19 protein-coding genes are annotated in these 20929 nt (G+C 71.1%); 14 read left to right on the forward strand and 5 right to left on the reverse strand.

Annotated elements, in window-relative coordinates; all coding sequences use genetic code 11:
• Positions 1-20: 20 nt before the first annotated feature.
• Complete coding sequence (gene fdhD / locus ACZ6RT_RS16075) at positions 21-899, reverse strand: formate dehydrogenase accessory sulfurtransferase FdhD (RefSeq protein WP_470154189.1); 879 nt, start codon at positions 897-899, stop codon at positions 21-23.
• Between the two features lie 308 nt (positions 900-1207).
• On the opposite strand from fdhD, the gene ACZ6RT_RS16080 reads away from it, so the two are divergent.
• From ACZ6RT_RS16080 to ACZ6RT_RS16120, 9 genes are all read left to right on the forward strand, one after another.
• The gene (locus tag ACZ6RT_RS16080; protein WP_399185914.1) at positions 1208-2032 is read left to right on the forward strand and encodes a biotin--[acetyl-CoA-carboxylase] ligase; all 825 of its coding nucleotides are present in this window, start codon (positions 1208-1210) and stop codon (positions 2030-2032) included.
• 121 nt (positions 2033-2153) lie between these two features.
• Complete coding sequence (locus ACZ6RT_RS16085; protein ID WP_399185915.1) at positions 2154-2672, forward strand: PH domain-containing protein; 519 nt, start codon at positions 2154-2156, stop codon at positions 2670-2672.
• A 237-nt stretch (positions 2673-2909) separates the two neighbouring features.
• Complete coding sequence (locus ACZ6RT_RS16090) at positions 2910-3902, forward strand: adenylate/guanylate cyclase domain-containing protein (RefSeq protein WP_399185916.1); 993 nt, start codon at positions 2910-2912, stop codon at positions 3900-3902.
• A 136-nt stretch (positions 3903-4038) separates the two neighbouring features.
• On the forward strand, positions 4039-5124 hold the full coding sequence (locus ACZ6RT_RS16095; protein WP_399185917.1) for an S-(hydroxymethyl)mycothiol dehydrogenase: 1086 nt from the start codon (positions 4039-4041) through the stop codon (positions 5122-5124).
• Positions 5121-5738 (forward strand): MBL fold metallo-hydrolase, encoded by a 618-nt coding sequence (locus ACZ6RT_RS16100; protein WP_399185918.1) that lies wholly within the window; start codon positions 5121-5123, stop codon positions 5736-5738. Before ACZ6RT_RS16095 ends, ACZ6RT_RS16100 begins: the two co-directional genes overlap by 4 nt.
• Before the next feature lie 299 nt (positions 5739-6037).
• Complete coding sequence (locus ACZ6RT_RS16105; protein WP_344889512.1) at positions 6038-6217, forward strand: (2Fe-2S)-binding protein; 180 nt, start codon at positions 6038-6040, stop codon at positions 6215-6217.
• Between the two features lie 16 nt (positions 6218-6233).
• Entirely contained in the window at positions 6234-6716 is a 483-nt protein-coding gene (gene bfr, locus ACZ6RT_RS16110) for a bacterioferritin (RefSeq protein WP_399185919.1), read from the forward strand.
• Between the two features lie 251 nt (positions 6717-6967).
• Positions 6968-7636, forward strand: coding sequence for a response regulator transcription factor (locus ACZ6RT_RS16115; protein WP_012888073.1), 669 nt, complete (start codon positions 6968-6970; stop codon positions 7634-7636).
• Between the two features lie 3 nt (positions 7637-7639).
• A complete protein-coding gene (locus tag ACZ6RT_RS16120; protein WP_399185920.1) occupies positions 7640-8917 on the forward strand; it encodes an ATP-binding protein in 1278 nt (425 codons plus the stop codon).
• Between the two features lie 132 nt (positions 8918-9049).
• Here ACZ6RT_RS16120 and ACZ6RT_RS16125 read toward each other — a convergent pair whose 3' ends face one another.
• Complete coding sequence (locus tag ACZ6RT_RS16125) at positions 9050-9580, reverse strand: GtrA family protein (protein WP_399185921.1); 531 nt, start codon at positions 9578-9580, stop codon at positions 9050-9052.
• A gap of 417 nt (positions 9581-9997) precedes the next feature.
• Between ACZ6RT_RS16125 and ACZ6RT_RS16130 the strand changes: the two genes are divergently transcribed.
• From ACZ6RT_RS16130 to ACZ6RT_RS16145, 4 genes are all read left to right on the forward strand, one after another.
• Positions 9998-11110, forward strand: coding sequence for a 5-(carboxyamino)imidazole ribonucleotide synthase (locus ACZ6RT_RS16130; RefSeq protein ID WP_399186093.1), 1113 nt, complete (start codon positions 9998-10000; stop codon positions 11108-11110).
• Positions 11111-11257: 147 nt separating this feature from the next.
• A complete protein-coding gene (gene purE / locus ACZ6RT_RS16135) occupies positions 11258-11761 on the forward strand; it encodes a 5-(carboxyamino)imidazole ribonucleotide mutase (RefSeq protein ID WP_399185922.1) in 504 nt (167 codons plus the stop codon).
• A 95-nt stretch (positions 11762-11856) separates the two neighbouring features.
• Positions 11857-11982, forward strand: coding sequence for a hypothetical protein (locus ACZ6RT_RS16140; RefSeq protein ID WP_399185923.1), 126 nt, complete (start codon positions 11857-11859; stop codon positions 11980-11982).
• 331 nt (positions 11983-12313) lie between these two features.
• Complete coding sequence (locus tag ACZ6RT_RS16145) at positions 12314-12559, forward strand: DUF397 domain-containing protein (RefSeq protein WP_399185924.1); 246 nt, start codon at positions 12314-12316, stop codon at positions 12557-12559.
• A gap of 671 nt (positions 12560-13230) precedes the next feature.
• On the opposite strand, the gene ACZ6RT_RS16150 is transcribed toward ACZ6RT_RS16145, so the two are convergent.
• Entirely contained in the window at positions 13231-14532 is a 1302-nt protein-coding gene (locus tag ACZ6RT_RS16150; protein ID WP_399186094.1) for a UDP-glucose dehydrogenase family protein, read from the reverse strand.
• 163 nt (positions 14533-14695) lie between these two features.
• Between ACZ6RT_RS16150 and ACZ6RT_RS16155 the strand changes: the two genes are divergently transcribed.
• Positions 14696-15859 (forward strand): acyl-CoA dehydrogenase family protein, encoded by a 1164-nt coding sequence (locus ACZ6RT_RS16155; RefSeq protein ID WP_399185925.1) that lies wholly within the window; start codon positions 14696-14698, stop codon positions 15857-15859.
• Between the two features lie 125 nt (positions 15860-15984).
• Here ACZ6RT_RS16155 and ACZ6RT_RS16160 read toward each other — a convergent pair whose 3' ends face one another.
• Together ACZ6RT_RS16160 and ACZ6RT_RS16165 are read right to left on the reverse strand one after the other, a co-directional pair.
• A complete protein-coding gene (locus tag ACZ6RT_RS16160) occupies positions 15985-17178 on the reverse strand; it encodes a PP2C family protein-serine/threonine phosphatase (RefSeq protein WP_470154194.1) in 1194 nt (397 codons plus the stop codon).
• 379 nt (positions 17179-17557) lie between these two features.
• Positions 17558-20584, reverse strand: coding sequence for a glycosyl hydrolase (locus ACZ6RT_RS16165; protein WP_470154196.1), 3027 nt, complete (start codon positions 20582-20584; stop codon positions 17558-17560).
• Positions 20585-20929 lie beyond the last annotated feature (345 nt).

A 20929-nucleotide genomic window follows, 5' to 3' on the forward strand; every position in this document is an offset into this window, starting at 1 on the left:
TCCCGCCAGGACGGGCACGGTCACGGGGTGAGGCGGTGCGCTCCGGCGTAGACGTTGAAGCGCTCCTCGCGCAGGAAGCCGACCAGCGTCATGTCGAACTCCCTGGCCAGCTCGACGGCCAGGGAGGAGGGCGCGGAGACCGCGCAGACGACCGCCAGGCCCGCGGTGAGGGCCTTCTGCATGATCTCGTAGCTGGTCCGCCCGCTGACCATGAGCAGGTGATCGTCCAGCGGCAGCCTGCCGGTCGTCATGGCCCAGCCGACGAGCTTGTCCAGCGCGTTGTGCCGTCCCACGTCCTCGCGGACGGCGAGCGCCTCTCCTTCGGGGGTGAACAGCCCGGCGGCGTGCAGCCCCCCGGTCTTGCCGAAGACGCCCTGGGCCCGCCTGAGCCGGTCGGGGAGGCCGTACAGGACCTCCGGGGAGATGAGCGGGCCCTGCCCGGCGGGTGCCGGGGGGCGGCGGTCGCGCAGCGCGTCGAGGCTCGCGGTACCGCAGACGCCGCACGCGCTGGACGTCACGAAGTGCCGGTCCAGCGAGGGCAGGTCGGGCAGCGGGCCGTGGAGCCGTACGGTGACGGTGTTGTAGCGCGCCTGCGGGGGCACGTCCTCGTCGGTGCAGTAGGCGATGGACGCCACGTCGGCCGGGGTGGCGACGCCCTCGCCGTACAGGAACCCGGCGGCCAGCTCGAAGTCGTGTCCCGGGGTGCGCATGGTGATCGCGACCGTGCGGTGCTCCGAGCCCGAGCGGACCCGGATCTCCAGCGGCTCCTCGGTGGCCAGGTCGTCGCGGCGCTCGTGCAGCGTGCCCGAGCGCATCTGCCCGACCCGCGCCCGGGTGGTGGGCCCCGGCCTGCGCGTGACCTCGGCGGACGCGCTCGTCGGGTCGGGACGTCCGCTCATCCGCATCCTCCAGGGTGGAGACCTCAGGCCCGTCCCGGACCGGTGCCCGGCGAGCACCCGGCGAGCACCCGACGGGTATCCGGCGGGCACCCGGCGGGCACCCGGCGGACACGGTGCGGCCGGTGAGCGGCCGGCCGGGTACGGCGTGCCCGGTGCGCGCGGCGGGGTGCCGCGTGCCCCGGCGACGTGTCCGATCACGGTGACGGTCAGGCCACCATATGCGCTGCCGCCGCGCCACGGACGCGGGCCCTGCGATGACATACGGTGATTAGGTACCGGTCGCTCCCTCGGGAAGGCAGGATGGTCAGGTGCTCGATTCGCCCTTCACCGATCTCGAACGCCCGCCGCTCTCCCAGGCGGCGCTCACCCGGGCCCTGGTCCGCCCCGGTGGCCTGTGGTCCGACGTCACCGTGGTCGCCAGGACCGGATCGACCAACGCGGACCTCGGGCAGGCCGCCCGCGACGGCGTCCGGCAGGGGGCCGTCATCGTCGCCGAGACCCAGTTCGCCGGGCGGGGCAGGCTCGGCCGGGCGTGGAGCGCTCCACCGCGCTCGGGCCTGACGTTCTCCATGCTGTTCCGCCCCGACCCGCCCCCGGCCAGGCAGGGCTGGCTCCCCCTGCTCGTCGGCCTGGCGGTCGCGTCCGCGGTGCGGAAGGTCACCGAGGTCGACGTCCGGCTCAAGTGGCCCAACGACCTGCTGGTCGGCGAGCGCAAGCTCGCCGGGGTGCTCGCCGAGCGGATCGACAGCGCGGTGATCGTGGGGGTCGGGCTCAACGTGAGCCTGCGCGCCGAGGAGCTGCCGGTGGAGACCGCCACCTCGCTGGTCATCGAGAAGGCCGGCTGCGCCGACCGGGACCCGCTCCTGCGCGCGGTGCTGCGGGAGGTCGAGACCCACTACCGGGAGTGGTCCGAGGCCGACGGCGACCCCGAGGCGTGCGGTCTGCGGGCCGCCTACCTGGCGGCCAGCGCCACGGTCGGCCGCCGGGTCCGGGTGGAGCTGCCCGGGGAGCGGGTGCTGACCGGCACGGCCACCGGCGTCGACCACACGGGTCACCTGCTCGTGGACGCCAAGGGGGAGCAGCACGTGCTCAGCGTGGGGGACGTGGTGCACGTCCGCCCGCAGGGCTCGTGACCCCGCGTGCCCCCTTTCGTCCGCCCACGTGCCTGCCGTGCGCCGTACGGTTCGTGACGCCGCGCGTGTTCGCTCCCGCGGCTCATGACGCGGGGCACGCGGACGTGCCACGATTTGGCCCATGGGTCTACCCGATCACCAGATGACGGAGGGGGAACGACGGATCAGGTCGTTCCGCCCTCACTGGAAACGCCTCATCGTGCCGTTCCTCGCGCTGATCCTGATCATCCTGGCGTCCGGTGCCGCCGTCTTCTTCATGCCCGACTTCGAGTACACGTTCTACGCGCTGATCGCGGTGGCCGTGATCAGCGTCGGCCTGCTGACGGTGTGGTCGTTCGTGCCGTACCTGCGCTGGAGGAACACCACGTACGTGCTCACCTCGCACCGGCTCACCATCGGCACCGGCGTGCTGAGCACGTCCGTCGACGACATCCCGATGGCCAAGGTCGTGGCGGTCAGCGCCGACCAGACGCTGACGGAGAGGCTCTTCGGCTGCGGCACGCTCGTCGTGGAGTCGGCGGGCGACAGCGGCCGGATCACGCTCCGCGACATCCCGCGCATCCAGGACGTGCGGACCGAGCTGTTCCGCGCGATCGACGAGGCGGCCGACGGGGAGCCCTCCGAACCCGGCGGGCGGTGACCGATGGGGCGTGACCTCCCGGACCGGGGCGAGGACCGGTACCGGAACCCCGCGGGAAGTCCGGGCGAGGGGCCCGGGGGCACCGGGGGGCGGGCCGGGACGGGTACGGAGGCGACGGGCACGCGGGAGACGGTCCCGGAGGAGACGGGACCCGAGGGGACGGGACCCGAGGGGACGGAACCGGAGGGGGCGGGTACGCGGGAGACGGGACCGGAGGCGACGGATCAGGCCGGGCGGGTGCCCGCGGGGCGCCCGACGGCGGAGCAGATCGAGCACCTCTTCGTCGGCACGGCCCCCCGCTACACCCGGATCCAGGTGGCGGCGCTCGCCGGGGTCCCGCAGGAGCTCACCGAACGGATCTGGCGGGCCCTGGGGTTCGCCACGCTTCCCGACGACGCCGTGGCCTTCACCGACGCGGACGTCGCGGTGCTGCTGCGGGTCCGGGCGATGATGGAGAACGGCCTGATGGACGACCGGACCGTCATCCGGATGTCCAGGGCGCTCGGCCAGACCACCGCCAGGCTCGCCCAGTGGCAGGCCGAGATCATGATCGGTGCCATGCTCGACCCCGGAGAGCGGCCGGCCGACGAGGACCTGGCCGCGGTCATGGACACCTCCCGCAGGCTGCTCCCGGACTTCGAGAAGGTGCTGGTGCACGTCTGGCGCGCCCAGCTCGCCGCCGCCGGGACCCGCCTGCTGACCGTCGCCGACATCGACGACCGGATCGCGCCGGCCCGGCTCACGCTGACGGTGGGCTTCGCCGACCTGGTCTCCTTCACCCGGGTCTCCCGGGAGCTGGACGAGCGCGGGCTGGCCGAGCTGGTCGAGGGCTTCGAGGCGCGGGCCTCAGACGTCGTCGCCGAGCACGGGGGACGGCTGATCAAGACCCTCGGCGACGAGGTGCTCTTCTCGGCCTCCGACCCGCGCACGGCCGCGGCGATCGCCCTGGACATGGTCGAGACGGTCCGCCGGTACGGGCCGGACGTGCGGATCGGGCTGGCGTACGGCCCGGTGGTGCCGATCATGGGGGACGTGTTCGGCACCACGGTCAACCTGGCGGCCAGGCTCACGGCCATCGCCCGTCCCGGCACGATCGTCGTCGACGACGGGCTGGCCGGGGCGCTGGAGGGCGCGCCCGGCGTCGAGGTGGGCCGCATCCCGCGCAGGCCCGCCCGCGGACTCGGGGTGGTCCAGCCTTATGTTCTGCGCCGGAGTCCTGATAGTCATTGACCGACCACCGAGCTCCGGGTGCGGCCCCGAGGACCGTCCCGCAGGGAGGCGAGCGCACGGAGCCCCGCGAGTACCGCGGAGCCTCCCGGGGCTCGCGGGGGGCTCGGAGAGTTTCCGGAACAGATGAGGTGCAGGAATGCCGTACACCGTGCAAGGCGTGGTCGCGCGTGGCAAGGGCGAGCCGGTCTCGCTGGAGACCGTCATCGTGCCCGATCCGGGACCGGGGGAGGCGGTGGTGAACGTCCAGGCCTGCGGCGTCTGCCATACCGACCTGCACTACCGGGAGGGGGGCATCAACGACGAGTTCCCGTTCCTGCTGGGTCATGAGGCCGCCGGGGTGGTCGAGGCGGTCGGCGAGGGCGTCACCGAGGTGGCCCCCGGTGACTTCGTGATCCTGAACTGGCGGGCGGTGTGCGGGAACTGCCGGGCGTGCCTGCGCGGCCGTCCGTGGTACTGCTTCGCGACCCACAACGCCTCCCAGGCGATGACCCTGGAGGACGGGACGCCGCTCAGCCCCGCGCTGGGCATCGGCGCGTTCGTCGAGAAGACGCTGGTGGCGGCCGGGCAGTGCACCAAGGTGGACCCCTCGGCCCCGGCGAAGGTGGCCGGGCTGCTGGGGTGCGGCGTGATGGCGGGCCTGGGCGCGGCGATCAACACCGGCGGGGTGGGGCGCGGCGACAGCGTGGCGGTCATCGGGTGCGGCGGTGTCGGTGACGCGGCCATCCTGGGGGCCCGGCTGGCGGGCGCCTCGAAGATCATCGCGGTGGACGTGGACGACCGCAAGCTCGGCTGGGCCACCGAGTTCGGCGCCACCCACACGGTCAACTCCCGCACCCAGGACGTGGTCGAGACGGTCAAGGAGCTCACCGGCGGCAACGGCGCGGACGTGGTCATCGAGGCCGTGGGCCGTCCCGAGACCTACAGGCAGGCGTTCTACGCCCGCGACCTGGCCGGGACCGTGGTCCTGGTGGGGGTGCCCACCCCGGAGATGACGCTGGAGCTGCCGCTGATCGACGTCTTCGGCCGCGGTGGCGCGCTGAAGTCCTCCTGGTACGGCGACTGCCTGCCCAGCCGCGACTTCCCGATGCTCATCGACCTGTACCTGCAGGGACGGCTGGACCTGGACCGCTTCGTCTCCGAGACGATCGGGCTGGGCGACGTCGAGGAGGCCTTCGCGCGGATGCACCGCGGCGAGGTCCTGCGCTCGGTGGTGATCCTGTGATCGACAAGATCATCACCTCGGGCACCTTCTCGCTGGACGGCGGGACCTGGGACGTCGACAACAACGTCTGGATCGTCGGCTCGGCGAGCGAGGTCATCGTCGTCGACGCCGCGCACGACGCCGCCGCGATCGCCCAGCGGGTCGGTGGCCGGGAGGTCAGGGCCATCGTGTGCACCCACGCGCACGACGACCACATCGACGCGGCCGCCGAGCTCGCTCAGCGGACGGGCGCGCCGGTCCTGCTGCACCCGGCCGACCGGGTGCTGTGGGAGATGGTCTACGCCGACCTGCCGTACGTCCCGCTCCAGGACGGCCAGGTGCTCTCGGCCGGAGGGGTCGAGCTGACCGTGCTGCACACGCCGGGTCACTCCCCGGGCGCGGTCTGCCTGTACGGCGCGGACATCTGCACGGTCTTCAGCGGCGACACCCTGTTCCAGGGCGGCCCCGGCGCGACCGGGCGGTCCTTCTCCTCGTTCGACACGATCATCGAGTCGATCAAGGGCCGGTTGCTGACCCTGCCCCCGGAGACGGTCGTGCACACCGGCCACGGGCCCTCGACCGTCATCGGCCAGGAGGCGGGGCACCTGGAGGAGTGGCTGGCCAGAGGGCACTGAGAAGGCGCCGAGGGCGTCCGTGAGCGTTCCGGACGCCCCGGGGCATTCTGGGCACCCTCCGGCCGGCCGGAGGGCCTGGAGCGGCGTGTGACGTGCACGCGGACGGATCCGGTGGGCGCGGGGTGTGGATCTCGGGACCTGCCGGCGACCTGTTCCGGAGGGACGGGCGGGGTCGCGGGAACGGCAGGAGGGTGTGACGGTCAGGTGAGTGTGCCCTACCTCACATAGGCAAGCCTAACCAAATGGGTTACCTTAGGTGTGCCTTACCTATGGTACCCTCATGAGAGGTCACACCCGCCGTGTACGTATGCGTCTGCCGAGCGGTCACCGAGAACGAGGTGCACGACTGCATCTCGGCAGGGGCGAAGAGTGCGCGCCAGATCCGCGACTCCACGGGTGCCGGTGGCGACTGCGCTTCTTGCGTGCGGAAAATTTGTGCGATCCTGAAGCGGTCTGAAGACTTGATGCCGACCGCATAGCACGAGGAGCCCGATCATGCAGGGCGACAAGAAGATCATTGAGCTGCTCAACGAGCAGCTCACCGCAGAGCTGACCGCGATCAACCAGTACTTCCTTCATGCCAAGATGCAGGAGAACTGGGGTTACACCCGGTTGGCCAAATACACCCGCGAAGAGTCCATCGACGAGATGCGCCACGCGGAGAAGCTCACCGACCGCATCCTCTTCCTGGAGGGGCTGCCCAACTATCAGAAGCTGGGCACCCTGCACATCGGCCAGACCGTGGCGGAGCAGCTCCGCGCGGATCTGAACGTCGAGCTGGAGGTGGTCACCCGCCTGCGGCCCGCCATCATCCTGATGCGCGAGAAGGGCGACGCCACCTCGGCCCGGATCTTCGAGGAGATCCTGGAGGACGAGGAGCGCCACATCGACTACCTGGAGACCGAACTGGGGCTGATCGGAAGCCTCGGGGAGCAGCTCTACCTCGCCCGCTACGCCGAGCCGCCGTCGGCGGAGTGATATGGATCGAGCGGAACACGCCCACCGGATCCCTTCCGGTCGGGCGTGTTCTGTTTTGTCGGCCGATCCTTTTGGGCCCCTGTGCTTTCGAGGGGCTTACTAGGTGGGGGACCTACCGCTCGGCCTCGGGCCGTTGCGGGATGACTATCCGGGATTTATCAGTGTTTGCCCAGGTCAATGGATAGGTCAACGACACGTCAAACCGCGCGCTGTACCCGGGAAACGATCCCCTAAGGTCCTACGATCGCAACATGACCTGTGTACTACTCGCCGAGGATGACACCTCGATTTCCGAACCATTGGCGCGCGCGTTGCGCCGCGAGGGTTATCAAGTAGAGGTGAGCCCTGACGGCCCGCAGGCTCTGGAACGAGCGCTGTCGGGCGGCATCGACTTGATCGTTCTCGATCTCGGTCTTCCCGAGATGGACGGCCTGGAGGTGGCCCGGCGCATCCGCGCGGAGGGCCACGGTACTCCCGTGCTGATACTCACCGCCCGCGTCGACGAGGTGGACACCGTGGTGGGCCTCGACGCCGGGGCCGACGACTACGTCACCAAGCCTTTCCGCCTGGCCGAGCTGCTGGCGCGCGTCCGCGCCCTGCTGCGGCGCGGCACGTCCGAGACGCCGGTGGTCCAGGGCGTGCGCATCGACGCCGACTCCCGCCGCGCCTGGATGGGCGACAAGGAACTCCATCTGACCACCAAGGAGTTCGACCTGCTGAGGGTCCTGGTCCGGGACGCCGGGAAGGTGGTCACCCGGGAGCAGATCATGCGCGAGGTGTGGGACACCAACTGGTGGGGTTCGACCAAGACCCTGGACATGCACATCTCCTGGCTACGCCGCAAGCTGGGGGACGACGCCGCCAAGCCCCGGTACATCACGACGGTTCGAGGGGTCGGCTTCAGGTTCGAGCGCGAGTAGGAGATGCGCCGCCGCCTGCTCTCCTCAACCCTCCTCGTCGCGGTCATCGGGGTGTTGTTGCTCGGCATTCCCCTCGGTGTGGCGGTCAACCGGCTCATCGAGGAGGAGGCGACCCAGGCGCTCTCCTCGCACGCCAAGAGCCTGCTGGGGGAGGTCGAGTACGCCCGGATCCAGGATCAGCCGGTCGACGAGCAGCAACTGGAACGTAAGTACTCCGATCTTTACATTCAGATTTACGCGAAGGGGACGCCGCCCCAGGTGATAACGGTGGGCACCGAGCCCCCCGAGAGCCAGAAGATGACCGAGGACGCCCAGTCGGAGAACGGCGTGTACGTCGCGGTCAGCCGGGACAGGACGGAGGTGGAACGCGAGGCGCACGCCTGGCTCTTCCTCATCCTCGGACTCGCCGCGGCTGCCCTGGCGGTCGCGGTGGGGCTCGCCATCGTGCAGTCGCGGCGCCTGACGCTCCCGCTCAGCGACCTGGCGATGATCGCCGAGCGGCTCGGCTCCGGTGACGCCCGGCCCAGCAAGCACCGCTACGGGATCCAGGAGCTCGACCGGGTGGCCGAGGTGCTGGACCGCAGTGCGACCCGCATCTCGGACCTGCTGGCCAGGGAGCGGGAGTTCGCCACCGACGCCTCCCACCAGCTCCGCACCCCGCTCACCGGCCTGACCATGAGGCTGGAGGAGATCGTCGCGGCCGCCGACGAGCCCGGCATCGTCAAGGAGGAGGGCGAGGCCGCGATCGTGCAGGCCGAGCGGCTGACCGCCGTGATCGACGAGCTGCTGGCCACCGCCAGGAGGCAGCGTCAGGCCCAGGCCGAGATCGTGGAACTCGACGCGCTGCTCGACCAGCAGTTCATCGAGTGGGGGCCGGCGTTCCGCCGGGCCGGGCGGAGGCTGAAGCTGGCCGGCACCCGCGAACTCCAGGCCCTGGGCACCGGGGGCGGCATCAGCCAGGTGATCTCCACCCTGCTGGAGAACTCGCTGGGACACGGCGACGGCACGGTGACCGTGACGACCAGCGTCAAGGACAGGTCCGTCGTGATCGAGGTCGCGGACCAGGGCAGGGGCATCCCCGACGACCTGGCCCCGAGGGTCTTCGAGCGGAACGTCAGCGGGGGCGGCAGCACGGGTCTGGGCCTGCCGCTGGCCAGGGCGCTGGCCGCCGCCGACGGCGGGCGCCTGGAGCTGGTACGGCCCCGTCCCGCGGCGTTCGCGCTCTTCCTGCGCCAGGTGGGGGACACGGGCAGGAACCGCGTCGTCCGCGGGCCCGCCTGACCGTAGGGACGGCCCGTCGCGGGGGTGGCGCCTTCGTCCGCGGCGCGGGCCCGGGGCCCGGGGGCCGGGGGCCGGGCGCGGTCCGGCGGGGTCTGCCGGGGGTTACAGGGGTCTGCCGGGGGTTGCGCGGGGTCAGTGCTGCCGGGGCGGCCGCACGTCCTCCTCCGGGGTCTTGTTCAGCAGGTACACGTGGCCGTTCACCTGGCCGGTCGGCACCGGTGCGACCGGGGTGACGCCCGGCAGGAAGACCCACTTCTTGTAGGACCAGAACCGGAACAGGGTGCCGAGCCCGGTCCCGATGAGCAGCGCGACGTTGTAGCTCAGCGCGTCCTCCAGGCCGAGCGTGTAGGTCACGAAGCCGATCACCAGCAGGGAGATCAGCAGGCCGATGCCGTTGAGCACGAAGAACAGGAAGTACTCGCGGGCCAGGCCGCTCTGTTCCCGGTCCTTGAACGTCCAGTGGCGGTTGCCGAGGTAGGCGAAGGTGGCCGCGACGACCGTGGCGATGACCTTGGAGGTGAGCGGTCCCCAGTCGAACCCGAACCGGAGCAGGTTGGTGGTACCGGTGTCGATCAGGAAGGCGATCGCGCCGATCGCGCCGAACTTCGCCAGTTCCCGTGCCAGCCCGGCGAGCCGCCGGTAGGCGTTTCGGAGAAACTCCACGTCCGTGCACGGTCCTTTCGGGTCGACCGGTGATCCACCACGTCGGAGGACCTCGAACACTCTCGGATCAGGGTACCGGTGCGGCGCGCGAGGCCGCGTGACATCATCTCGATTTTCTCATAGTCCCCATCAGGGACGATTCAGGAAATGTCTTATATCGCGTTTCGTGAAGACGCCCCGACGTTACGCTGAGCCGGTGGATCGCGGGAAACCTCCGGACCCCGCCGGGGTGGACAGGGGCGCCACCCGGGCGGAGAACACGCTGGGCGGTCGTGCCTGCGAGGCGACCCGGAACGGCCGCCCGGCCCCCGCGCCGATCCCGCCACCGGCCGGCCGACCGGTCCCGTACCGGGAGCGGTACACTCGACCGCCGTGAGCAGCCATTCTTCGGCCCATCCCCGCGGACCCGTCGTCGGCATGATCGGGGCGGGCCAGCTGGCCCGGATGACCCAGCAGGCGGCCATCGCCCTCGGCGTCGAGCTGAGGGTCCTGGCGGGCTCGCCCGACGAGAGCGCCGCCCGTGTGATCGCCGACGTGCGCCTGGGCGACCACCGGTCCCTGGCGGACCTGCGCGACCTCGCCAAGGGGTGCGACGCGGTCACCTTCGACCACGAGCACGTGCCCACCGAGCACGTCCGCGCCCTGATCGAGGACGGCTTCGCCGTGCACCCCGGCGCCGACGCGCTCGTGCACGCCCAGGACAAGGCCGTGATGCGGGAGCGGCTGACCGCGATCGGCGCCCCCTGCCCGCCCTGGCGGCGGGTGGAGACGGCCGCCGACGTCGAGGGGTTCGCCGCCGAGCACGGCTGGCCCGTCGTGCTCAAGGCGGTCCGCGGAGGGTACGACGGGCGGGGCGTCTGGGTCTGCCGCTCGGCCGGGGACGCGGCCGAGGTACTGGCCTCCGGCGTGCCGCTGATGGCCGAGGGGTTCGTGACGTTCGAGCGGGAGCTCGCCGTGCTGGTCGCCAGGTCGCCGCACGGGCAGGGCGTCAGCTACCCGGTGGTGGAGACCGTCCAGCGGGACGGGATCTGCGTCGAGGTGCTCGCCCCCGCGCCCGGCCTCGACCCGGAGCTGGCCGCGACGGCCCAGCGGATCGCCCTGGACATCGCCAAGGAGCTCGGCGTGACCGGCCTGCTGGCCGTGGAGATGTTCGCCGTCCCCTCCGGCCTGATCGTGAACGAGCTCGCCATGCGCCCGCACAACAGCGGGCACTGGACGATCGAGGGTTCCCGCACCTCCCAGTACGAGCAGCACCTGCGCGCCGTCCTCGATCTGCCGCTCGGCTCTCCCGCGCCGACCGCCCCCGTCGTGGTGATGGCCAACCTGCTGGGCGGCGACGACCCCGACGTCTTCGCCAGGTACGAGCACGTGATGGCCCACGATCCCGGGATCAAGGTCCACTTCTACGGCAAGGAGGTGCGGCCGGGGCGCAAGATCGGCCACGTCACCGCGCTCGGCACCGACCTGGACGAGGTCCGCGCGCGCGCCCGGCACGCCGCGGTCTACCTCACCGAGGGACGGTACACCTGAGAGCCGCCGTCACCGGGGCCCGACCGCCCCGGGTACGGCATCACCGAGGCACGCGGCCACCGGGCGCGACCTCCCCCGGGGCGTGACCCCCGGGAGCACGGCATCACCGAGAACGCGGCCCCCGCGGCCCGCAGGCAGGGAGAGAGCATGACCACCGTCGGCATCGTCATGGGCAGCGACTCCGACTGGCCGGTGATGAGACTCGCCGCCGAGGCGCTCGCCGAGTTCGGGGTGGCCTTCGAGGCCGACGTGGTCTCCGCGCACCGCATGCCCGAGGAGATGATCGCCTACGGCGCCGGGGCGGCCGGACGCGGGCTGAAGGTGATCATCGCGGGTGCCGGGGGAGCCGCCCACCTGCCGGGCATGCTCGCCTCGGTGACCCCCCTGCCGGTGATCGGCGTGCCCGTCCCGCTGAAGTACCTCGACGGCATGGACTCCCTGCTGTCGATCGTCCAGATGCCGGCCGGTGTCCCGGTCGCGACCGTCGCCGTCGGGGGCGCCCGCAACGCGGGCCTGCTGGCCGTACGGATCCTGGCCGCCGCCGACGAGGGGCTCAGGGCGAAGATGGAGGCGTTCCAGGTCGCCCTCAAGGAGCAGGCCCATGCCAAGGGTGAGCGGCTTCGTGCCGAGGCCGCCCAGCTCGGAGCCTGATTATTCCCATTTTGACCACCATTTTAGGGAATTGCGGATAGACGGGAATGCACGGGGAAGGAGAGGATTCTCGCAGATTCGGGAGGTTGAGAATCATGAGGAATGCGATCCGTGCCATCCTCGGGCTCACCGTGGCGGTCCTGGCCGTGTTCGGCAGCGTGGGCGCGGGTGAGAGCCGGTCACCGGCCCACTCCGACGTGAGCTCCATCTCGGCGCGCTGACGCCCCGCCCGCGGTTCCCCGTACGGATTCCCCGTCCTTTCCGGGCCTCGCGCCCGCGGGGTTCCCCTGTGCCACGCCGGCACCCCTGTCCCTGGTCCCTCACCGGATCGTTCGTCCTTTGCGGGCCTCGCGCCCGCGGATCCGCGCGTCCCCGTGTCCGCGCGACCACCGGCGCCGAAGGCGGTCCCGGTCTATCGTGTCGTCTACGTGGACCGCGACATCGAGGGGACGGCATCGATCGCCCCGAGACGTGGCGGAGATCCACACCCGTTCCGAAGAGAGCTCCGCGCGGGGCCCCGTCCCGGCCGGCGGGCATTGAGCGACGAAGGTGATGGACGACATGGACGCGGACCTCAGCAAGGCCGTCTGGCGCAGGGCGGCCCCCGAGGGGGACGGTGACGGCAACTGCGTCGAGGTGGCCGTGGTCGAGGACGTCGGCGAGGGCCACAAGGCCGGGGCCGGGCCGCTCTACGTGCTGCGCGACTCCAGGAACCCCGAGGGGCCGAAGCTGTTCTTCACCCGGGCGGAGTGGGACGCCTTCGTCGGAGGGGTGAAGCTGGGGGAGTTCGACAACTGATCGCGCCGGGGCTCACGGTCCCGGCCGGTCCGGGCGGTCCCTGCCCTCGGGCGGCGGGCCGGAAAGCCCGTTCCCAGGGCCTTTCATGACCCAGGTCAACGATTCTTCGTGCCCGTCTCCCTGAAATATCCACTAAAAGTATCGTTAATCCAAATTGAAGGCGATTTTATGTATTTGTCTTTCATGGCGGATACGGTGGATATCGAAAGATTCGAGAGATCGGCAATGAAGAGAGGTGGCCATGAACTTCAATGCGATCTTTTCCGGGACTTCCCGGCTCGGGCACGACCCGGACCGCTGGAGACGCCGCTATCGGCGTCGGCGCCGCTGGTACAGGGACTACTGGTACTACTACTGGTGACGTAGAGCACGGCGGACCGAGGAGCGACAAGACTCCTTGGACGCCGGTTGCGAAAGCGGCGGGCCCCCGGCCGATATCGGGAGTCCGCCGCTTTCGTGTGAGACCAGCGCCGTGCCGGACGGCCGTCGCGCGAAGCGCCTTTCACGCGAATCGCCTCGTGTGAAGCCCCTCCCACGTGAAGCGGTCCTCGGCGTCAGGCGCCGTTCACGTGAGACGGCCTGCGTGCGAGGCGATTCCTCGTACCCGGCGGCGTCCCCGTGAGGCGTCACCGTCACCGACCCGGATCATGATCGCGGGCCGAGACCGGAACTCAGGGACGGCCGAGAGCGCGATAGTGCCAGCCCGCCGCCCGCCAGACCTCGGCGTCGAGGGCGTTACGACCGTCAACGATCTTGCGGGAGGCCACCGCCGAGCCCAGTTCCTCGGGATCCAGGGCGATGAACTCCTGCCACTCGGTCAGCAGCAGCACGACATGGGCGTCCTTGGCCGCCTCCAGCGCGGACCGCCCGTAGGACAGGTTGGGGTGGGCACGGCGGGCGTTCTCCTGGGCCACCGGGTCGTAGACGGTCACCCGGCCACCCTGTTCCCTGATCTTCACCGCCACGTCGAGGGCCGGGGAGTCGCGGATGTCGTCGGAGTTGGGCTTGAAGGCCGCGCCGAGCACCGCCACCGTACAGCCGCGGAACGACCCCCCGGCCAGCTCGCGGGCCAGGTCGACCATCCGGGCGCGACGGCGCATGTTGATCGCGTCCACCTCGCGCAGGAAGGTCAGCGCCTGGTCCGCGCCGAGCTCCCCGGCACGGGCCATGAAGGCCCTTATGTCCTTGGGCAGGCATCCCCCGCCGAAACCGAGCCCCGGGTTGAGGAACTTCCCCCCGATGCGGTCGTCGAAGGAGAGCGCCAGCGAGAGCTGCTTGACGTCGGCGTGCGCGGCCTCGCAGACCTCGGCCATCGCGTTGATGAAAGAGATCTTCGTGGCCAGGAAGGCGTTCGCGGCCACCTTGACCAGCTCGGCCGTCGGGTAGTCGGTGATCACTATCGGGGTGCCCATCTCCAGCATGGAGGCGTACACCTCCCGCATGATCTTCTCGGCCCGGTCCGAGGCGACGCCCAGCACGATCCGGTCGGGGTGCAGGGTGTCCTTCACCGCGAACCCCTCGCGAAGGAACTCGGGGTTCCACGCCAGCTCGGCGCCCGCGCCGATGGGCGCGAGCCGGGCCAGCTTGTCGGCCAGCCGCTGGGCGGTGCCCACCGGGACGGTGGACTTGCCGACGACCAGGCACTCACGGTTCAGGTGGGGGGCGAGCGACTCGATCGCCGCGTCCAGGTAGGACACGTCCGCGGCGTACTCGCCGGGCTTCTGGGGGGTGCCCAGGCACAGGAAGTGCACGTCCCCGAAGGCCGCGGCCTCCTCGTAGGAGGTGGTGAAGCGCAGCCGCCCGTTGGCCAGGTTGCGCCTCAGCACCTCCTCCAGCCCGGGTTCGTAGATGGGCAGATCCCCGGCCTGCAGACGGCCGATCTTCTCCGCGTCCACGTCGAGGCTGAGCACCTCGAAGCCCAGCTCGGCCATGCATGCGGACGTCGTCGCACCGAGGTATCCGGTTCCCACCATCGTCAGGCGGTAGGCCACTGGTGCTCCTTTCGGTTCTGCCCAATTCTTTGCCGTCAGAGTATCGGCATCCGGCACGGTCACTTTGCCACCTGCGCAAACGCCGGGACAGAGATCTGACGGGGTGGATCGCTCCATACTTTGTTGGACGTCCTACTATTTGCCCATGAGCTACCCTCTCTACGCGTTGCCCGAAGAGCACCAGATGCTCCGCGAGACGGTCCGCGCCCTCGCCGACGAGAAGATCGCCCCCCGCGCCGCCGAGGCCGACGAGACCGGGGAGTTCTCCTGGGACGTCTACAAGGCGCTCGTCGCGGCGGACCTGCACGCCGTGCACGTTCCCGAGGAGTACGGCGGCGCCGGTGCCGACGCCCTCGCGACCGTCATCGTCATCGAGGAGGTGGCGCGGGCCTGCGCCTCGTCCTCGCTGATCCCCGCCGTCAACAAGCTCGGCACCGTCCCGCTGCTGCTGTCGGCCTCCGAAGAGCTCAAGCAGCGCTACCTGGCACCGGTCGCACGGGGCGAGGCGATGTTCTCGTACGCCCTGTCGGAGGCGGAGGCCGGCAGCGACGCGGCCGCCATGAAGACCCGCGCGGTGGCGGACGGCGACCACTACGTGCTCGACGGCGCCAAGATGTGGATCACCAACGCCGGCGTGTCGGAGTACTACACGGTGATGGCCGTCACCGAGCCGGGCGTCGGGGCCAGGGGCATCTCCGCGTTCGTCGTGGAGAAGGGCGACGAGGGCGTCAGCTTCGGCGCCAAGGAGCGCAAGCTGGGCATCAAGGGCTCCCCGACCCGCCAGGTCATCCTCGAGAACGTGCGGATCCCGGCCTCCCGCATGATCGGCGAGCCCGGCACCGGCTTCAAGACCGCGCTGGCCACGCTGGACCACACCCGCATCACCATCGCCGCCCAGGCGCTCGGCATCGCCCAGGGCGCCCTCGACTACGCGGTGGGGTACGTCAAGGAGCGCAAGCAGTTCGGCAAGGCCGTCGCGGAGTTCCAGGGCGTGCAGTTCATGCTCGCCGACATGGCCATGAAGCTGGAGGCGGCCCGGCAGCTCACCTACGCCGCCGCCGCCAGGTCCGAGCGGGCCATGGAGGGCGAGCCGCAGAAGGACCTCACCTTCTTCTCCAGCGCCGCCAAGTGCGCCGCCTCCGACGCCGCCATGGAGATCACCACCGATGCCGTCCAGCTCCTGGGCGGGTACGGCTACACCAGCGACTACCCGGTCGAGCGCATGATGCGCGACGCCAAGATCACCCAGATCTACGAGGGCACCAACCAGATCCAGCGCATGGTGATGGCCCGCCAGCTCCTGAAGTAGGCCCCGGGGTGCACGGACCCCGCCCCACCCTTCGGGACGGGGTTCGCCGGCCCGCGTCGCCGGCCGGTGACAGGAGAACGGCCGGACGCCACGGCCCGTGGCGGTCGCTGTCCGGGAGGGCGGTGTCAGGGTGAGGCGGGGGCGGGTGAGGGGCCGTGCCAGTCGAGGCACACGGTGGTCGCGTCGTCGGCCATGCGCCCCTGACAGGCGTCTATCACCGCGGCGACCAGGGTCTGGACGACCTGCCTGGGGTGCTGGTGGCGGGTGTCGCGCAGGAGGGCGGGCAGGTCGACGGCCGCGGCGCCGCGTTCGTGCATGCCGTCGGTGATCAGCAGCAGCCGGTCGCCGGCGCGTAGATCCAGGCGCTGCACCCGGTAGGAGCCGCGCACGGAACCGCGCAGAGCGACGCCGAAGGGCGGGTCGACCTGCAAGGTCACCTCCGTCACCGTGCCCTCGCGCAGGCGCAGCGGCCAGGGGTGGCCGGCGTTGACGAGTTCGGCGCCGGTGCCGCCCATGCCGATGCGCAGCAGTTGCCCGGTGGTCAGGGCGCCGCGACCGTGGTCCAGTATGGCCTGGTGGGCCTGGCGTGCCTGCTCGGCGATGTCGGCGCCCGCGCGGCGGGCTCCGCGCAACGCGTTGACCGTGAGGGTGGCCAGCAGGGCCGCGTCGACGTCATGGCCCATGGCGTCGGTGAGGGAGACGTGCAGATTCTCATGATCGAGGGCGTAGTCGTAGGTGTCGCCGCCGATGTCGTCGGCGGGTACCAGGCCCGCGGCGAGGGTGAAGTCGGCCGCCTCGCAACAGGAGGCGTCCGGCAGAAGCCGGTACTGGATCTCCGCGGCCAGGCTCGTCGGGGTGGTGCGGCGGCGCACGTGGTAGAGGTCGGTGAAGCGCCGGTCGGTGATGATGATGTACGCCAGGGCGTGTGCGGCCTGGGCGACCTGCTCCAGCACGTCCTGGTCGAGGGCGGGAACGGTCACCTCCAGCACCCCGATCGCGTCGCCGCGGTTGCTGACCGGTGCGATCACCCTCTGCCCGCCCTCGCCGTCCGCCACCGAGTACGGCTCCTGGGTGCGCAGCACGTCGTCGTACTCACTGCCGTCGAGCCGGATGTACTCGGCGCCCTGCTTGTTCTGCTCCGTGCTCTGCTCGGTCACCCGCACCAGTTCGCGTCCGATGAGGTCGACGAAGAGGAAGGACACCCGCTTGGCCCCGAATCGCTCCCGCAGGTTGCGCGCCACCACGTCCAGGGACTCCATCGGCGCGGCGGCCTCCGCGGCCGCCAGTACCTCGGCCAGCTTGAGCCGTTCCTCGGCCATGCCGCCTCCTTCGTCTTCTTTCGTCGGTTACATCCGGCGGGATGGCATATGAGCCGACCTTCCCATGGTCTCGTACCGCGGGGTTCGGGCAGCCACCGGATCGATCGGCGGGGCTGAACCGATGTCGGACGGCTTCATGCTTCCACCGGCCGGGTCGTGGACCGCCGATCCGGCCCTCCCGCGCGGCGGCGAAGGCGACGCCCGGCCACATCAGGGTGGTCCGGACTCGAGGTGAGGAGCCCCGGCCGGTGCCGGAGGTTCCCGGCCGACCGTCAGGCCGGCCCCAGGGCCGGTGGGGTGCCGAACGTCGAGGGCCCCGGCGCATCATGGCGCCGGGGCCCTGTCGGCGTTCTCCCGGAGAACGTACGACGTGAGCGGGTCAGCCCGGCACCAGGGTCCAGGACTGCTGGTCGTTGACGAAGGTCGCGGACGTTCCCGCGACGTGGAAGGAGTCGGCGCGGCCGTTGTAGGGGTCGAAGGTCGACTGCAGGGCGGTGCCGCGGGCCTTGTTGACCAGGCGGTAGTAGCCGTCGGACGTGGCCGTGATCCGCCAGAGCTGGGCGTCACCGGCCGCCGCCGGGGTGTTCATGATCTTGTGGTTGCCGGTGCCGCCCGGGTAGGGGTCGGCCGTGGCGGTGAGCCGGGCGCCGGGGTATCCGACGTTGGTCAGGGTGTGGTAGCCGCCCCCGGCGTCGGCGATCTGCCAGCGCTGCTGGTCCCAGCCCCAGGAGGCGGGGGTGACGGCGGAGGCCCGGCCGGCGCCGCCGTCGAAGGCCTCGCCCGCCGAGTGCAGCGCGACGGTCGGCTGCGCCTTGTTGACCACCCGGAACACCCCGACCGGGCCGGTCCGGCGTCCGGCCGCGAAGGCGGTCCCGTGGCTGGTCGGCCTGCCGCCGGCGTCGTGGAGCGTGGAGAACAGGCAGGTGGGGCTGTGGGAGCAGTTGTCGGCGAACCAGGCGTAGCGCTGGACATAGGGCAGGCTCTCCAGCAGCGCGACGATCTTCTGGATCGCGGTGTCGGCGCGGGCGTGGGTGGGCGTGCCGTACATCGGCTTCCAGGCCGAGGTGTCGATGGTGCCGATCTCGGTGAGCCAGATCGGCTTGTGCCACTTGTTCCAGGCGTCGGCGAGGATGCCGCGTACCTCCTCGACGACACCGGGGCTGGTCCAGTCGGGGTAGATGTGCAGGGTGATGACGTCGACCCGGTAGCCGCGCTGCTGCGCGCCGGTCATGAAGTCGTCCAGCCAGCCGCTCCAGTAGTTCGCGGGCGCGGGGCTGCCGAGGGTCAGGCCGGTGCTCTGCAGGGACGGCCACGCGTCGAGCGCCTGGGTGACGGTCATGTTCGCCTGGTCGGCGAGGTCGGGCTCGTTGAAGCCGAGCAGGTGGGTGTACCTTCCCTGCTGCCGCCCGGTCGTCAGCGCCGAGATCGTGGCCGGGGTGGCCGCCGCGCCGTTCCACACCATGGGGACGAACTCGACGCCGTTTCCCGCCTGCCCGGTGGTCGACCAGTTGTAGTACCAGCGGGAGCCGGTGGCCGCCAGGCGGGCCTGGTCGCCGCTGTAGGCGATCGCGCCGACGCCCTTCTTCGGGGTGGAGTTCACCGGTACGCCACCGGCGTAGTCGACGAGGTAGGCGACGTCGCCGGTGGCGGTGACGGCGGCTCCGGTGCCGTTGACGACGTGGTGGATGCCGCCGCTGCCGGCGAGGAAGACCGAGGCCATGCCGTGCAGGGCGACGCCGGCGCGGTCGGGCACCTCGATCGCCCGGTCGGCGAAGACCGGCTGGTTCCGGTTGAAGAAGGAGTAGACGCCCAGCCCCCAGGCCTGGTGGGTGGTGACGGACGTGCCCACCTTGTAGGAGGCGTAGCCGTTGGACGCGCCGTTCCTCCAGACGGCCTGGCCGGGCGGGTCGTAGGGCAGCTCGCTCTGGTAGAAGACGGTACGCCCGCCCTGGCCGTTCCAGACGGTCTGGTGCTTCTGGTAGTGCTCGACGAACAGGCCGAGCGCGGTGACGTCGTCGCCGTTGACGGTGACGCCGGTGTCGGCGGTGTTGGCCGACCACCCCACGCCCGTCCCGTGGTCGGCGCGCCAGGCCCAGATGTTGTCGATCAGGACGTCGTCGCTGTTGATCAGCAGGCTGTTCGCCGCCCTTCCCGCGGTGGCGCCTCCGATGCGGAAGAACACGTCCTGGACGGAGACGGGGTCGGCGGCGTGTGACACGCCGGTCTTGGCGGCACCGACCGTCAGGAGGTTCGGCGAGGTGACGGGTCCGGCGTCGACCATGAACCCGGCGAGCCGGACGCCGTCGACGTCCGCGACCTCCAGGGCTGCGGTGCCGGTGGTGGGCTGCAGCGTGGCGAGCCCGAGGCCCAGCACGACGGTGCCGGCCCGCCGCACCGCGAGCGCCCGGTCGAGCCGGTAGATCCCGGGGGTCAGCAGCAGGTGCCTGCCCGCCGCGAGGTGGGCGTTGATGGTGGCGGCGGTGTCGGCGGGCCTGGCGATGTGGAAGGAGGAGATCGGGATCGAGGTGCCCGGCGAGGCTCCCCCGGACCACGTGGTGCCCGAGGACGCGGTGCGCAGCGAGGGGACGAACACCGAGTAGGCGCCGGAGGCGTCCACGGTCAGGAAGGGTTTCTCCCTGCTGACCGGTGTGGTGGCGAGCGTGGTGATCTGCGGGTCGGGGAAGCTCTGCGGAGGGGCGCCCCGGACGCCGGAGAAGACGGTGTTCCACACCGAGCCGCTCCAGCCGCCGATCCGGCTGTCGCGGGTGTAGTACTGCTGCTGGGTGGTGGCGTCCACCCGCCCGTCCACCGCGGAGTCGGCGATGAAGCCGCCGCTGGAGTAGCCGAAGTTGGCGGTGCGCAGCTGCAGGTCACCCCGTACGTGGACGCGCCGCAGCGGTGCGGCCTGGGAGACCGCCCACCGGTTGACGCCGCCGGTGGGCGTGATGGAGAGGTTCTCGGCCGAGCGCCAGAAGTTGGTGAGCGCGTTCTCCCCGGCGGGGGAGGAGTCGGGCCGTCCTTCGACGCGGACGGCGCCGTTGACGACCACGTCGTCGGGGGAGGAGCCGAGCCCGGCGACGGAGGTGTAGTAGCCGATCTTCGCGTCCACGGTGTAGCCGCCGGGCTTGAACAGGAAGGCGGTGCGCCGCGTACCGAACTCGTCGTCCTTCTGGGCGGCGTACGCGTCGTCGAGCCGGGCCTGGACGGTGGCCGCGGGCGTCGACGGGTCGAAGATCGTGACGTTGGGGCCGAAGTCCGGTGCGGCCGCGCCGGCGGTCGGGGCGGGAAGGACGGTGAGGGCGCCGGTGAGCAGGGCCGCCGCGGTGAGCGTGCCCGTCAGCCGCAGGGCGTGGCGGCGGTGGCCGCCGGGTGGCCGGAGCGGGCGTCTCCGGGCGTGGATGGACATGATGCGATCTCCGATCTCGGGGGGTGTGGGCATGGCGAACGGAACGCCGATCGGGGAGGGGAACGCGTGCGCGGGAGCCGCCGGGCCGCGGTGCGGCGGCGGTGCGGGTCCCGGGCGGGGGAGGGGACGGATCCTGTGACGGGGGGCGGGGGTGGGAGCCGTCCCGGCGGGAACGGCGAGGGCGGGCCCGGCGCGCGGCGGGGAGCGCCCACGACGCCGTCCCGGATTGTTAAATCGTTTTAGAAGATCCCGGGTTCCGTTAACGTACATGTAATGCGGAAGGCCGTCAAGAGTCCTTCCGGCCAACGATGCCCGGCCCGGCCCGAGGCCCAGAAGGGTGCCTAC

Source organism: Streptosporangium sp. NPDC050148, from assembly GCF_055586505.1.